We start from the raw sequence: 14,238 nt of genomic DNA on the forward strand, positions 1-14,238 counted from the left end.
GGCTGCCCTACCAGAGGCGGGCGGCGGCGAGTGCGGTGAGCGCGTCGTCGGCGAGCGGGATGGATCCACTCTCGGCGCGGTCGAAGAGATCGCGGGTGAAGACGCCGAGCGCGCGGCGGTAGGCGTCATCCGGATGCTCGGAGGCGATCCGCGTGAGGCGCGGCACATCCATCCGCAGCATCTGACCCAGCCGCGCGTGCGCCGCGCGGCGGTGGCCGGTGCTCTCCAGCACGTGCAGGCCCTCGCTCATCGCGTCGAGGCAGTCCCGCAGCACGTCGAGGCGGTTCTCGTGTTGCGTGATCGAGGAACCGTCGCCGCGTTCACGCCAGTGCACGACGACGTCGGGCACCACATCGAAGCGGCGTGCCCGCGCGAACATCGTCTGCGCGACGACCTGATCTTCGTACAGACGCCCCTCGGGGAAACGGATGCCGCTGTCGCGCCAGAACGCGGCACGGCTCACCTTCGACCAAGCGACGACGTTGGCGGAGGCGTCGGGGTGCTCTTCGAGCGTGACACCGCGGCGCTCGGGCGCGGTCGCGGCCGCCACCCACGGCTGCACGAGGCCGGGTGCATATCCGCCGGAACTGTCCGGTCGCAGCCGCACGTAGGCCGCCGCGACCAGGTCGCTGCCGGTCTCATCGAGCACCGCGACCAGGCGGGCGAGCGCGCCGGGGAGGAGCACGTCGTCGGCGTCGAGGAACCCGATGAACGGCGTCTGCACGAGCGCGAGTCCGGCGTTCCGGGCGGCGCCGAGGCCCCGGCGACGGTCGTGCCGGATCACCCGGAATCGCGGGTCGGCGGCGGCTGCCGCGTCGAACATCGCGCCGGTCGTGTCGGTCGACCCGTCGTCGACGAGCACCGCCGTCCACTCGGTGAGCGTCTGTGCCCGCAGCGAGGCGAGCGCTTCCGCCGCCCAGGGGGCGACGTTGTATCCCGGCACGATGATCGTGATGAGGGCGGCGGTGGTCACGGCCCCGAGTGTACGGCGGCGATGGATGCGGCGACCGCATCCGCGACCGCGTCGAGGGACGCGGACAGGTCGTGCGGGAAGGTGAAGCGCACGGCCGTCTGGGCGACGGCGGGGGCGATGCCGAGCGCGATCAGCACGTGCGAGGGCTCGTCGCTGCCGGCGGCGCACGCCGACCCGCTCGAGGAGACCACGCCGCGGCGCTCGAGTTCGAGCAGCACGGCCTCACCGCTCGTGCCGGCGAAGGTGAAGCTCGCGGAGGCGGGGAGCCGCGCGCTCGGGTGCCCGGTCAGGCGCGCCGTGGGCACGAGCGCGGCGACCCGCGCGATGAACGCGTCGCGGAGAGCGCGCACGCGCGCCGCGGACTCCTCGCGTTCCCGTTCGGCGAGTTCGAGCGCGGTCGCGAGCCCGACGGCGCCGGCGACGTTCTCGGTGCCGCTGCGACGACCCCGCTCCTGCCCTCCGCCGTGCAGGAGCGGCTCGAGCGGGATGCGGCCGCGCACCGCGAGAACCCCCGTGCCCTTCGGGGCGCCGACCTTGTGGCCCGCGATCGTGAGGGCATCGACGCCGAGGCCCGCGAGCGGCAGCCACCCGGCGGCCTGCACGGCGTCCAGGTGCACCGGGATGCGGCGCTCCCGCGCGGCGGCCACGATCCCGGCGACGTCCTGCACGGTGCCGACCTCGTTGTTCGCGTAGCCGACGCTCACGAGAGCCGTGTCGTCGCGGAGCGCGGCGGCGACCGCATCCGGACTCACCCGTCCGTACGCGTCGACCGGAACCCGGGTCGAGGTGAATTCGTGCACGCGTTCCAGGGCAGCCACGGACTCGAGGATCGACTCGTGTTCGAGGGGAGTCGTCACCACGTGCCGTGCGCCGCGGGCGAGGCGAGCGGCGACCGCGATGCCCTTCACAGCGAGGTTGTTGCCCTCCGTGCCGCCGGACGTGAAGATCACGTCTCCCGCGCGCATGCCGATCACCTCGGCGACCCGGGCGCGCGCGTCGGCGAGTGCGCGGGCCGCCTCCTCGCCGACCTCGTGGTGGCTGGAGGGGTTGCCGAACGCGTGCGTCCAGTAGGGCAGCATCGCCTCGAGCACCTCGGGGCGCACGGCCGTGGTGGCGGCGTTGTCGAGGTACAGGCTCGCCATCGGGCGTCAGTCCTCGGTCGGCAGCGCGACGCGCATGTCGAGACCCAGGTCGAGTCCGCGGGCCGCGTGGGTGAGCGCGCCGACGGAGATCACATCGACGCCGGTCTCGGCGATCTGGCGCACCGTCTCGAGTGTGACGCCGCCGGACGCGTCGATCGTCGCCCGCCCGGCGACCTGCTCGACGCCGCGGCGCAGATCGTCCAGCGAGAAGTTGTCGAGCATGATCGTGCCGATCCCGGCGGCGAGAACCGCCTCGATCTGGTCGAGTCGATCGACCTCGACTTCGACGTGGGTCGTGTGCGGCAGGCGGGCGATCGCGCTCTCGAGGGCCTGCGTGACGGAGACCCCGGATGCGGTCAGCACCGCGAGGTGGTTGTCCTTGGCCATGACCGCATCCGACAGCGAGAAGCGATGGTTGTGGCCGCCGCCGCAGCGGACGGCGTGACGTTCGAACGCGCGCAGACCCGGGGTGGTCTTGCGGGTGTCGGCGATCCGCGCGCCGGTGTGGGCGACTTCGGCCACGTAGGCGGCCGTGAGGGTAGCGATGCCCGCCATCCGCTGCACGAAGTTCAGGCCCACCCGCTCGGCGGTGAGCACGGAGCGGGCGGGGCCCGTGACGACGGCGAGAACGTCGCCCGTGGCGAAGGCCCCGCCGTCGGCGACGAGCAGCTCCACGCGCACCGACGGGTCGGTGAGCGCGAACGCGGCAGCGAAGACGTCGCCGCCCGCGAACACGCCCGGCTCGCGGGCCACCAGTTCGGCGGTCGCGACGGCCTCGGCCGGGATGAGCGACTCGCTCGTCAGGTCGCCCCAGGGGGCGTCCTCGTCGAGCGCGGCCGAGACGACACGGTCGATCGTGGTGCGGGTCAGCATGCGGGAGCCTCTTCCCGGTCGGGCACAGTCGTGCGCGGAGATGCCGTGCGGGTCGTCGCCGTGCGTGATGAGGGCGTGCGCGATGACGGGAGCGCCGACGCCGGGTCGCGCGGCTCGGCGGGTGCGTCGTCGCGGCGGAAGTGGGCACCGACCGACGCGGTCCGTCGTCGTGCTGCGTCGACCACGGCCGTCGCGACCCGCAGGAGGTTCGAGTCCTCGAGCGCGGGGACCGCATCCGTCGCCCGGTCGTCTTCGGCGCTCCAGCCCGCGAGGGTGTCGGCGGCGTGCCGCAGGCCTTCGGCGTCGCGGACGAGGCCGGCGTGCTGCCACATGAGTTCCTGCAGGGCCGCGCGGTGGAACGGGCGGATGCCGGCGGCGTCGGGTGCGCTCGGCTCCGGAGCAGCGACAGCACCGACAGCAGCGATGGGAGGGGCGGCCGGGCCGGCCCACGTTCCGGCATCCGCGCCCGCGTCGGCGACGATCGCGTCGGCCACGCGGGCGCCGAACACCGCGCCTTCGAGCAGGGAGTTCGAGGCGAGCCGGTTCGCTCCGTGCACGCCCGTGCGGGCGGTCTCGCCCACTGCGTAGAGGCCCGGCAGCGTCGTGCGTCCCTGCAGGTCGGTGACGACGCCGCCCATCAGGTAGTGCGCGGCCGGCGTGACCGGCACGGGCTCGGTCGCCCAGTCGAGGCCGCGCGCGCGGACGGCGGCGTCGATCGTCGGAAAGCGGGTCGCGAGGAACCGCGCCGTGTCGGGGCGGCCGAGGCCCGTCGCATCGAGGAACACCGTGTCGTCCTGCGCTGCGATGGCACGCGCGACGATGTCTCGCGGGGCGAGTTCGCCGTCGGGGTGGGCGTCCCGCGCGAACCGGTGGCCGTGCGCGTCGATCAGCGTCGCCCCCTCGCCGCGGACGGCTTCGGAGACGAGGAACGGCGCGCCGACGGCGAGCACGGTCGGATGGAACTGCACGAACTCGAGATCGGCGACGGCCGCCCCCGCGCGGAGCGCGAGCGCGATCCCATCACCGGTCGCGACCGACGGGTTGGTCGTGTGCGGGTAGAGCTGCCCCGCGCCGCCCGTCGCGAGCACGACCGCATCCGCGGTGAGCGTGCGGCGAAGTCCGCCCATCAGCACCTCCACGCCCGTCACGCGGCCGTCGGTCACGACGAGGTCGCGGACGAACGCGTGCTCGATCACGGTCACGTCGCTCTCGGCGAGGCGCTCGAGCAGGGTGCGCTCGATCGCGGCCCCCGTCGCATCGCCCCCGGCGTGCAGCACGCGAGGGTGCGAGTGCGCGCCCTCGAGGCCCGCCCGGAGCACGCCCACCGCATCCCGGTCGAACGGCACACCCGCATCGATCAGATCCCGGATGCGGGCGGGCCCCTCCTCGACGAGGATGCGGGCCGCGACCGGGTCGGTGAGACCCGCGCCCGCGGTCAGCGTGTCGTGCAGGTGCTCCTCGGTGGTGTCGGTCGCCGTCATCACGCCGGCGATGCCGCCCTGCGCATAGTGCGTCGCCGCGTGGTCGCGGCGGTCCTTCGTTACGAGGGTGACCGCGACACCGTTCCGGGCGGCGCGAAGGGCGGCGGTCAGTCCCGCGATGCCGCTGCCGACGACGATCGCCTGCGCCGTGCGGGGGGCGTTCACCGGCCGAGACCGGTGGGCTTGGCGGCCAGCATCCGCTCGAGCGCGACGCGGGCCGGGTCGGCGACCGACGCCGGAACCGTGATGCGGTTGAGCACCTGACCTGCCACGAGCGCCTCGAGCACCCAAGCGAGGTAGCCGGGGTGGATGCGGTACATCGTCGAGCAGGGGCACACCACGGGATCGAGGCAGAAGATCTCGTGCTGCGGGTATTCGGCCGCGAGTCGCTGCACGAGGTTGATCTCGGTGCCGATCGCGAACGTGGTGGGTTCGGTGGCCGCAGCGATGGCCTTCCGGATGTAGTCCGTCGATCCGGCCTCGTCGGCGGCGTCGACCACGGCCATCGGGCACTCCGGGTGCACGATCACGCGCACACCCGGGTGCTCGCGGCGCGCCTGATCGATCTGATCGACCGTGAACCGGCGGTGCACCGAGCAGAAGCCGTGCCAGAGGATGACCTGCGCGTCCCGCAGGGTCTGCTCGTCGCTTCCGCCGAGCGGACGCGTGGGGTTCCACATCGGCATCCGCTCGACCGGGATGCCCATCGCTTTCGCGGTGTTGCGCCCGAGGTGCTGATCCGGGAAGAACAGCACCCGGCGTCCGCGCGCGAACGCCCATTCGAGCACCGTGCGAGCGTTGGACGAGGTGCACACGATGCCGTTGTGGCGTCCGACGAACCCCTTGATCGCGGCGGACGAATTCATGTACGTCACCGGGATGACGGGCAGCAGGCCGTCGGCATCCGGAGTGTCCAGGTCACCGTAGAGGTCTTCGAGGTCTTCCCAGCACTCCTCGACCTGGTCGATGTTGGCCATGTCGGCCATCGAGCAGCCGGCGGCGAGGTTCGGCAGGATGACGGCCTGGTCGGGGCCGGAGAGGAGGTCCGCGGTCTCTGCCATGAAGTGCACCCCGCAGAAGACGATCGCCTCCGCCTCGGAGCGTGCCTGTGCGGCCCCCGCGAGTTGGAACGAATCGCCCACGTAGTCGGCGTGCCGGATGACCTCCTCGCGCTGGTAGAAGTGCCCGAGAACGACGACGCGATCTCCGAGCGTCGCCTTGGCGGCACGGATGCGGGCATCGAGGTCGTCGTCGGAGGCGTCGCGGTACTCCTGGGGGAGCTGACCCTGGCGGGGCGAACCGGTCGGGATGACGTCGCCCATCGAAGCGCCGGGGCCGTACCCCGGGCGCGTGTCGAACGACCAGGGTCCGGCGGCGAGATCCGTGTTGCACGTCGAGGCGGTGCCCGCCCCGGCGACGATCGCCTGGATCTCATGATCGACCGAAGGGTCGATCGGGCGGGGCTGCAGGGTCAGCGTGGCCTGGCTCATCTCGTGCTCGATTCGTGCGGTGCGGATGCGGGGGAGAGCGGGCCGCGATCGGCGAGCTCGGCGCCCGCGTGGGGGCGGTACAAACGTGCGGGGCGGTGATTTCCGGTGCGGAACGCGTCGGTGCGGACGAGGCTTCCGGAGTTCTCGACCTGACGCCGGAAGTTCGCCGGATCGAGGCGGCGACCGAGGATCGCTTCATAGACCTCGCGAAGATCGGCGAGCGTGAAGCAATCCGTCATCAGGCCGTGCGCGACGCGGCTGTAGCCGGCCTTGTTGCGCAGCCGCCAGAGCGCGTAGTCGATGATCTGCTGATGATCGAATGCGAGCGGGGGGAGACCGGCGACCGGGAACCAGCGGACGTTCTCGGGCGCATCCCGCCCGGCGGCGTGCGCGGAGACCTGGGCATCGACCTCGTCGGCGCGCAGGAGCGCCCAGTAGACGATCGACACGACCCGCGAGGGGGAGCGGTCGACGTTTCCGAAGGCGTAGAGCTGCTCGAGATAGCTGGGGGTGAGGCCGGTCGTCTCGGCGAGGGTGCGGGATGCCGCATCCTCGAGGTCTTCGGCGATGTCGAGCCATCCGCCCGGCAGCGCCCACAGTCCCTCGAACGGATCCCGGGTGCGGCGGACGAGCGGCAGGACGAGCTGCGGAGCGTCGTCGGCTCCGCGGCGCAGGCTGAAGATGACCGTCGACACGGCGACGCGCGTGATGTCGGTCGCGACATCCGCGCGGACGGGGGCGGCACTACCGGTTCGTGTCATGGTGACTTTATCTCCGTGCCGATCTTAGTGTCATGGTGACCTGAAGATCAAACCCGGGTCGCCGCCGAGTTACGGCAACGGCTCAGGAAGTGCCCCGTACCCTGATCCAGGAGGCGGAAATGATCACCATCGTGCTGGACGTCGTGCTGGCGCTCGTCCTGGTTTCCGCGTTGGTCGTGGGGCTCCGCCGCGGCCTCCTCGCGAGCGCGGGCGCGCTCGTCGGACTCGTGCTCGGCGGTCTCGCCGCCTGGTGGCTGGTGCCCGTCGTCGGCCGACTGTTGCCCTCCGATGTCAGCCGCGCCTGGGCGACGCTCGCGATCATCGCCCTTCTGCTCTTCGGCGGCGCCGCGCTCGGGGCGGCCGTCGGCGGCGCGCTCCGCCGCGGGGTCGACCGGATCAAACTCAGAGGGATCGACCGTGCGCTGGGCGGCGTGGCGAACGTCGTCGTGGTCGCCCTCGCCCTGTCGCTCACCGGTCAGGCCGTCGCGACCACCGGCATCCCGTTCGTCTCGTCGGCGGTCGGCTCCTCCGTCGTGCTGCGGACGATCGACGACCTCACCCCGCGCCCCGTCGATGAAGCACTCGCGCAGGTGCGCTCGGTCGTCATCGACGACGGCCTGCCGCAATTCGGGGCGCTGTTCGACACCCTTCCCGTCGGCCCGACGGCGGCGCCGGTCGATCTCGACGACCCGGCGCTCAGCGCCTCCGCCCAGTCCGTCGCGCGGATCGCCGGCACCGCCTACTCGTGCGGTCGCAGCCTCACCGGCACCGGATTCGTGATCGCAGAAGACCGCCTCGTCACGAATGCGCACGTGGTGGCGGGCGTCGACGCGCCCGTCGTGGAGCTTCCCGGCCGTCCCGCACGCGAAGGACGGGTCGTCTATTTCGACGCGACCGCCGACCTCGCGGTCATCGCCGTCGACGCGCTCGACGCCAGCCCGATCGGTCTCGCCCCGAACCTCGCGATCGGCGGCGCCGGAGTCGTGCAGGGGTATCCCTACGGCGGCCCCTTCACGATGGGGACCGCATCCGTCCGCTCGGTCGGCACGGTGCTCGTGCCCGACATCTACGGCCAGGGCGACAATCCGCGCGAGACCTACGCCCTCACGGCGATCGTTCGCCCGGGCAACTCCGGGGGCCCTGTGCTCGACGCGGCCGGAAAGGTCGCCGGCGTCGTCTTCGCCCGCGCCGACGACGGTTCCGACATCGGGTACGCGATGACGACGACGCCGCTCGCACCGGTCGTCGCCGCCGCTCCCGGCCTTTCGGATGCGGTCGCGACAGGCGCCTGCGTCGGCTGAACGGAATCGGTGCCCGCGCCCGCTATGCTGGGCGCCACACGTGAATATCGGCCCCATGATCGTTGCGGGAGAGCCTCGGTGACACCAGCCGAGCACCGAAGGAGCAAGCCTCCCCGCCAATCTCTCAGGTACGCGTACCGCCACGATCAGGCCACTCTGGAAAGCGATGTCGAGCGCGTCTCGGCATCCGCCGACGGTGAAAACCCCCGCATCCGATTCGTCGGCGCGGAGGTGAAACTCTCAGGCCCATGACAGAGGGGGAGTTCTTCAGGCACCCGCCTGCCCGCCCCGATCCGGGAGAACTCATGACCGACGCTCCATCGACCGCTCCTCCCCGATACACCGTGCTCCGCGAGCGCCATGCGGCACTCGGCGCCAGCTTCACCGACTTCGGTGGCTGGATGATGCCGGTGCGCTATTCGTCCGACCTCGCCGAGCACCGCGCCGTCCGCGAAGCGGCCGGGCTGTTCGACGTATCGCACATGGCCGAGTTCGTCATCGAGGGGTCGCACGCCGCCGCGTTCCTCGACTTCGCGCTCGCCGGTCGCATCTCGACGATGCCGCTCGGCAAGGCGAAGTACAGCCTGCTGCTGGCCGACGACGGCGGCATCGTCGACGACCTGATCGTCTACCGGCTGGGCGACGACCACTTCCTGATCATCGCCAACGCGGGAAACCACGCGGAGGTGGCGGGCGCGCTCGCCGCTGCGCTCGACGTCTTCCCCTCTCCGGCGCCCGCCGTCACGGCAGACGGCGCGTTCGGATTCGTCGCCGGCACTCACGTGCGCATCGAGGATGCCTCCGAGGCGTCGGCGCTGCTGGCGCTGCAGGGCCCGCGTGCCGCCGCCATCCTGGCGGATGTGGCCGGTCTCGATTTCGTCGCCCCCGCGCGTCGCCAGGGTGACGAGCCGCAGGCCTGGCACCTGGACGAGCTCGGCTACTACGCGGTCCGCGCGGCGGCGTTCGAGGGGCAGCCCGTGCTCGTCGCCCGCACCGGCTACACCGGCGAGGACGGCTTCGAACTGCTCGTGCCGACGGATGCGGCCCCCGCGCTGTGGGACGCACTGCTCGCGGCCGGGGCCGCGCAGGGCCTCGTCCCGGCCGGTCTCGCCGCGCGCGACACCCTGCGCCTCGAAGCGGGAATGCCTCTCTACGGGCACGAACTCGCCCGCGACATCGCCCCCGCCCAGGCGGGCCTCGCCCGCGTGATCTCCTCGGGTGACGAGGACTTCATCGGGCGCGCCGGACTCGCCGCGCGAGCGGACGCCGCATCCGCCGTCCTGGTCGGGATCGTCTCCGCCGGCAAGCGGGCAGGACGCGCCGGCTACGCCGTCGTGGACGCCGAGGGCGCGCACCTCGGCGAGATCACAAGCGGTGCGCTGAGTCCGACGCTCGGCCACCCGATCGCCATGGCCTATGTCACCCCCGACGCGAGCGCGCCGGGTACCGAACTGTTCATCGACGTCCGCGGCACCGCCATCCCGGCGACCGTCACCGCCCTGCCCTTCTACCGGAGGAAGAAATGACCGATCTCGACGCCCTGTCCTACACCGCCGAGCACGAGTGGGTGTCGATCGCCGACGGCATCGCCACGTTCGGCATCACCGATTACGCCGCCGAGAAGCTCGGCGACGTCGTCTTCGTCGAGCTGCCCGCGATCGGTGCCGAGCTCACCGGCGCGCAGATCTGCGGTGAGATCGAATCGACCAAGTCCGTCGGCGAGCTCTACGCGCCCGTCGCCGGCCGCGTCATCGAGGTCAACGGCGCCGTCGACGACGACCCGTCGCTCGTGAACGCCGATCCGTTCGGCGCCTGGCTGGTCCGCGTCGACCTCGGCGACGCCGTGCCCGAGGGGCTCCTGGACCGCGCCGGCTACCTCGCCCTCATCGGAGGAGCCGAGTGACGCAGACCTTCGCCGACCGCCACATCGGCACGGATGCGGCCGCGCAGCACACGATGCTGGCGGCGCTCGGGTACCCGAGCGTGCAGGCGCTCGTGGATGCGGCTGTTCCCGCATCCATCCACGCACAGCCGCTCGACGCCTCCGTCATCCCCGCCGCGGCGACAGAAGCCGAGGCGCTCGCCGAGTTGCGCACGCTCGCCGCGCAGAACCGGCCGGCGACCGCGATGATCGGGCTCGGGTACTACGGCACGCTGACGCCGTCGGTCATCTCCCGGAACGTCTTCGAGAACCCGTCCTGGTACACGGCGTACACGCCGTACCAGCCCGAGATCTCGCAGGGGCGCCTCGAAGCGCTCATCAACTTCCAGACCATGGTCACCGATCTCACCGGACTCGCCACCGCGAACGCCTCGATGCTCGACGAATCGACCGCCGTGGTCGAGGGGATGCTGCTCGCCCGCCGCGCCTCGAAGTCCGCCTCGAACGTGTTCGTCGTGGACGCCGACGCGCTCCCGCAGACGTTGGCGTTGCTGCGCCACCGCGCGGCCGCCGTCGGCATCGAGATCGTCGAGGCCGCGCTGGCCGACGACGGTCTTCCCGCGGATGCCGCACCGTTCGGTGTCTTCGTGCAATACCCGGCCGCATCCGGACGCGTCTGGGACCCGTCGACCGTGATCGGCGACGTGCAGGCGCAGGGCGGGCGCGCGGTCGTCGCGGCCGACCTGCTCGCACTCACCCTTTTGCGCTCGCCGGGCTCGCTCGGCGCCGATATCGCGGTGGGAACCACCCAGCGCTTCGGTGTGCCGCTCGGCTTCGGCGGCCCGCACGCCGGCTACATGGCAGTGCGCGCGGGACTCGAACGGCAGATGCCCGGACGCCTCGTCGGGGTGTCGCAAGACGCCGCCGGCCACCCCGCGTACCGGCTCGCGTTGCAGACGCGCGAGCAGCACATCCGTCGGGAGAAGGCCACGTCGAACATCTGCACCGCGCAGGTGCTGCTGGCCGTCATGGCGGCGATGTACTCCGTCTATCACGGGGCCGAGGGGCTCCGCGCGATCGCGACCGACGTTGCTCGCGCGGCCGACGCGCTCGCTGCGGCCCTCCGCGCGCGGGGACTCACTGTGCAGCACGCGGCGTTCTTCGACACGGTTCGCGTCGAGGTGCCGGATGCGGATGCCGTCGTCGACCGCGCCCGGTCACGGGGCGTGCACCTGCTCCGCGCCGACGCGACGACCGTCGGTGTCTCGGTCGACGAGACGACGACCGAGGCCGACCTCGCCGCTGTCGCGTGGGCATTCGGCGACGGGCCCGCGCCGGTGCTCGCGGACGCGGAACCTCTCGCTGCGGTCGCCGCCGATCTGCACCGGGTCGACGAGTACCTGACGCACCCGGTCTTCTCGGCGCACCGCTCCGAGACGGCGATGATGCGGTACCTGAAGACGCTGGCCGATCGCGACTACGCGCTCGATCGCGGCATGATCCCGCTCGGATCGTGCACGATGAAACTGAACGCCGCGACCGAGATGGCGGCGGTGTCGTGGCCGGAGTTCTCGCAGGTGCATCCGTTCGCCCCCGAGGCCGACGTGCACGGCTACCTGGTGATGATCGAGCAGCTCGAGGGCTGGCTGGCCGAGGTCACCGGGTACGACGCCGTCTCACTGCAGCCGAACGCCGGGTCGCAGGGCGAGCTCGCGGGGCTTCTCGCGATCCGCCAGTACCACCTCGCGCAGGGGTCGACCGAACGCACGGTCTGCCTCATCCCGTCGTCGGCGCACGGTACGAACGCCGCATCCGCCGTGCTCGCCGGCATGAAGGTCGTCGTCGTCGCGTGCGATGAGGCCGGCAACGTCGACCTCGCCGATCTCCGCGCGAAGATCGAGACGCATGCGGCGACGCTCGCGGCGCTCATGATCACGTACCCGTCGACGCACGGCGTATACGAGCACGACGTGCTCGAGATCACCGCCGCCGTGCACGACGCGGGCGGGCAGGTGTACGTCGACGGCGCGAACCTGAACGCGCTGCTCGGGTTCGCGCGCTTCGGCGACCTGGGCGGCGACGTGTCGCACCTGAATCTGCACAAGACGTTCGCGATTCCGCATGGCGGCGGCGGTCCCGGTGTCGGACCGGTCGCGGCGAAGGCGCACCTCGCGCCGTTCCTGCCCTCGCATCCGCTCGCGCAGCGGGCCGAGCACGCCGGCGGGTTCGTGTTCGAGGGCGGGCCGATCTCTGCGGCACCGTACGGTTCCGCATCCATCCTGCCGATCTCGTGGGCGTACATGCGGATGATGGGCGCCGAGGGTCTGCGGAACGCGACCGGCGCAGCCGTGCTCGCGGCGAACTACATCGCCGTGCGTCTGCGCGACCATTACCCGGTGCTCTACGCGGGTGACGCGGGACTCGTCGCGCACGAGTGCATCCTCGACCTGCGCCCGCTGCGGGAGCAGACCGGGGCCACGGTCGACGACGTCGCCAAGCGTCTGATCGACTACGGCTTCCACGCCCCGACGATGTCGTTCCCGGTCGCGGGCACGCTCATGGTCGAGCCGACGGAGTCGGAGGATCTCGCCGAGATCGAACGGTTCATCGAGGCGATGATCCAGATCAGGGCCGAGGCGCTCGCGGTCGCCGACGGTCGCTGGCCGGCGGGCGACAATCCGCTCGTGAACGCGCCGCACACCGCGCAGGCGGTCATCGTGGGGGAGTGGCCGCATCCGTACACCCGGGAAGAGGCTGTCTACCCGGTGCCGGCGCTCGTGCGTTCGAAGTACTGGCCGCCTGTGCGCCGCATCGACAACGCCTACGGCGACCGCAACCTCGTCTGCGCCTGCCCCCCGCCCGAGGCCTTCGCCTGACCCCGCGCGGGTTCGGCCTGGCCGCGAGACTGCGCGGGCCGGGCCGCCGGGCGCTCCCATCCGCCCTCCCCGACCGCGAAACGGGATCTTCGCGCCGAGACAGGGGGGTAACCCCTATGTCTCGGCGCGAAGATCCCGTCTCGCGGGAGGGCGTGGCGCGAGCCGGTCTGCGGTCCTTCCCGGGAACGGGCGTCCGGCGAGCGCATGGCGCATTCCCGCGAGTCGAGCGACGTCCTCGCCGAACGTGCGGACGAGACCCGCTCCGCGAAGGATGCCGTCGAGCGCCGTGAAATCGGCGACGTCGGTCCATCCCCAGTGGGCCACGGCACGTGCCCGACGGCGGATGCGGGTATCTCGCAGTCTGCGTTCCCGCAAGAGCGCCGGTGCGTCGCCGAAGCGGCCGTCGTACTTCAGATCACCATCCGCCTCGCCCGCCAGACGCGCACCCGGCCACCAGAAATCGGATCGCTCCTCGCCGTATGCGGTCGATCCGAAGTGCCACTGCAGCTCGGGTTCGGGGTAGCCGAGCCATTCCACGGCCGCGCGGCTCGCGGACTCGAGGACCGTCTCGGCCGCACCATCGGCACGGTGCAGGGCCCAGCGTGCGTGTCGCCGTCCGCGGCTACTGTGACGCGATTCGTTTCGCGCGACCAACGCCTCGACCGTGGCGGTGGGATCGGTCCGGAGCGCCGCATCCGCCGCGCTCAACCCGACGACCTCGTGCCGTGATCGAGCCAGATCGACCGCGGTGTCGATGGGCGAGGTCATCAGGAGGCCGTCCCGCACGTGGAGCTCTCGGGAAGCACCGCCGGTGTGAACTCGAATACCGCCGTTCACTCCCGACGTCGCGCCCGGCCCGGCGATGAGATGCACGATGATCGGGTCTCCGAACACGGGAAGCCCCTGGAGAACGGCGGCCGACTCGTGGCTGAACACGGCATCGGGCCAGCTCACAGCGACGGCATGTACCCGAGCCAGGTATCGGTCCCACGGCGCCAGCGCATTCCAGTGGGTGGTGCTCGCGTAGATTCCCCGCCGCACCGGGGTCAGCTCGCCTCGGGCGATCGAACGTTCCGGATGCGGAACGTCTCGCGCCTTGAGGAGCGGAATCGGTGCGGGCAGTGCAGTGAGGGGGCGAAGAGGTGTCAGCATCCCGCCATGGTCGGCCTCCGTGTGCTTCCGCAGGTGACCCCGGCTCCCATCCGTGGACGATCCCGCGCATCGCCCGGCTGGGGAGGACTGGTGCGCCCGACGCCTCTCCCTTCCCCCTCATCCGCGAGACGGGATCTTCGCGCCGAGACCGGGGGGGTTCAACCCAGGGGGGGCGCGCGGAAACACCCGCGCCGGGGGGCGCCCCGGGCCCTCCGCGCGGCCCGGGCGGGGTTACCCCACGGTCTCGGCGCGAAGATCCCGTCTCGCGGTCGGATGCGGTGTTCCCGGCCTGAGCGACCGGCGGCGG

The 14,238-nt window shown here is 71.9% G+C and carries 11 protein-coding genes and 1 riboswitch; of the genes, 4 read left to right on the top strand and 7 right to left on the bottom strand.

Annotation, left to right across the window (positions count from 1 at the left end):
* Window positions 1–7 precede the first annotated feature (7 nt).
* Genes LMI96_RS00745 through LMI96_RS00770 form a run of 6 tightly spaced genes read right to left on the bottom strand, consistent with a single transcriptional unit; the run spans window position 8 to window position 6,720 of the window.
* Window positions 8–973 (bottom strand): glycosyltransferase family 2 protein, encoded by a 966-nt coding sequence (locus LMI96_RS00745; protein WP_228360128.1) that lies wholly within the window; start codon window positions 971–973, stop codon window positions 8–10.
* Window positions 970–2,115 carry a cysteine desulfurase family protein gene (locus LMI96_RS00750; protein ID WP_228360129.1) on the bottom strand — a complete coding sequence of 382 codons (1,146 nt, stop codon included), beginning with the start codon at window positions 2,113–2,115 and terminating at the stop codon, window positions 970–972. The genes LMI96_RS00745 and LMI96_RS00750 overlap by 4 nt, the downstream gene beginning before the upstream one ends.
* 6 nt (window positions 2,116–2,121) lie before the next feature.
* On the bottom strand, window positions 2,122–2,988 hold the full coding sequence (gene nadC, locus LMI96_RS00755) for a carboxylating nicotinate-nucleotide diphosphorylase (RefSeq protein ID WP_223720702.1): 867 nt from the start codon (window positions 2,986–2,988) through the stop codon (window positions 2,122–2,124).
* The gene (gene nadB, locus LMI96_RS00760) at window positions 2,982–4,634 is read right to left on the bottom strand and encodes an L-aspartate oxidase (RefSeq protein WP_228360130.1); all 1,653 of its coding nucleotides are present in this window, start codon (window positions 4,632–4,634) and stop codon (window positions 2,982–2,984) included. The genes nadC and nadB overlap by 7 nt, the downstream gene beginning before the upstream one ends.
* Window positions 4,631–5,959: a quinolinate synthase NadA gene (gene nadA, locus LMI96_RS00765; RefSeq protein ID WP_228360131.1), complete on the bottom strand. Its 1,329-nt coding sequence runs from the start codon at window positions 5,957–5,959 to the stop codon at window positions 4,631–4,633. The genes nadB and nadA overlap by 4 nt, the downstream gene beginning before the upstream one ends.
* On the bottom strand, window positions 5,956–6,720 hold the full coding sequence (locus tag LMI96_RS00770) for an NUDIX domain-containing protein (RefSeq protein WP_228360132.1): 765 nt from the start codon (window positions 6,718–6,720) through the stop codon (window positions 5,956–5,958). Before LMI96_RS00770 ends, nadA begins: the two co-directional genes overlap by 4 nt.
* A gap of 119 nt (window positions 6,721–6,839) precedes the next feature.
* On the opposite strand from LMI96_RS00770, the gene LMI96_RS00775 reads away from it, so the two are divergent.
* The 4 genes from LMI96_RS00775 to gcvP all read left to right on the top strand — a co-directional run bounded on the left by LMI96_RS00775 (window position 6,840) and on the right by gcvP (window position 12,779).
* On the top strand, window positions 6,840–8,021 hold the full coding sequence (locus LMI96_RS00775) for a MarP family serine protease (protein ID WP_223720706.1): 1,182 nt from the start codon (window positions 6,840–6,842) through the stop codon (window positions 8,019–8,021).
* Window positions 8,022–8,076: 55 nt separating this feature from the next.
* A riboswitch (glycine riboswitch) is annotated at window positions 8,077–8,171 on the top strand.
* 155 nt (window positions 8,172–8,326) lie between these two features.
* Window positions 8,327–9,547 carry a glycine cleavage system aminomethyltransferase GcvT gene (gene gcvT / locus LMI96_RS00780; RefSeq protein ID WP_228360133.1) on the top strand — a complete coding sequence of 407 codons (1,221 nt, stop codon included), beginning with the start codon at window positions 8,327–8,329 and terminating at the stop codon, window positions 9,545–9,547.
* On the top strand, window positions 9,544–9,924 hold the full coding sequence (gene gcvH / locus LMI96_RS00785) for a glycine cleavage system protein GcvH (protein WP_228360134.1): 381 nt from the start codon (window positions 9,544–9,546) through the stop codon (window positions 9,922–9,924). The genes gcvT and gcvH overlap by 4 nt, the downstream gene beginning before the upstream one ends.
* A complete protein-coding gene (gcvP, locus tag LMI96_RS00790; RefSeq protein WP_228360135.1) occupies window positions 9,921–12,779 on the top strand; it encodes an aminomethyl-transferring glycine dehydrogenase in 2,859 nt (952 codons plus the stop codon). Before gcvH ends, gcvP begins: the two co-directional genes overlap by 4 nt.
* Window positions 12,780–12,893: 114 nt before the next feature.
* On the opposite strand, the gene LMI96_RS00795 is transcribed toward gcvP, so the two are convergent.
* Window positions 12,894–13,931, bottom strand: coding sequence for a hypothetical protein (locus tag LMI96_RS00795; RefSeq protein WP_228360136.1), 1,038 nt, complete (start codon window positions 13,929–13,931; stop codon window positions 12,894–12,896).
* Window positions 13,932–14,238: the final 307 nt, after the last annotated feature.

The organism is Microbacterium sp. cx-59 (assembly GCF_020805625.1).
GTDB lineage: Bacteria > Actinomycetota > Actinomycetes > Actinomycetales > Microbacteriaceae > Microbacterium.

What these genes read in the sequence shown, in the direction of transcription:
- gcvH (WP_228360134.1), top strand. Translation starts at nt 9,544, where the DNA reads ATGACCGATCTCGACGCCCTGTCCTACACCGCCGAGCACGAGTGGGTG.
- nadC (WP_223720702.1), bottom strand. Translation starts at nt 2,988, where the DNA reads ATGCTGACCCGCACCACGATCGACCGTGTCGTCTCGGCCGCGCTCGAC.
- LMI96_RS00775 (WP_223720706.1), top strand. Translation starts at nt 6,840, where the DNA reads ATGATCACCATCGTGCTGGACGTCGTGCTGGCGCTCGTCCTGGTTTCC.
- nadA (WP_228360131.1), bottom strand. Translation starts at nt 5,959, where the DNA reads ATGAGCCAGGCCACGCTGACCCTGCAGCCCCGCCCGATCGACCCTTCG.
- LMI96_RS00770 (WP_228360132.1), bottom strand. Translation starts at nt 6,720, where the DNA reads ATGACACGAACCGGTAGTGCCGCCCCCGTCCGCGCGGATGTCGCGACC.
- gcvT (WP_228360133.1), top strand. Translation starts at nt 8,327, where the DNA reads ATGACCGACGCTCCATCGACCGCTCCTCCCCGATACACCGTGCTCCGC.
- LMI96_RS00795 (WP_228360136.1), bottom strand. Translation starts at nt 13,931, where the DNA reads ATGCTGACACCTCTTCGCCCCCTCACTGCACTGCCCGCACCGATTCCG.
- LMI96_RS00750 (WP_228360129.1), bottom strand. Translation starts at nt 2,115, where the DNA reads ATGGCGAGCCTGTACCTCGACAACGCCGCCACCACGGCCGTGCGCCCC.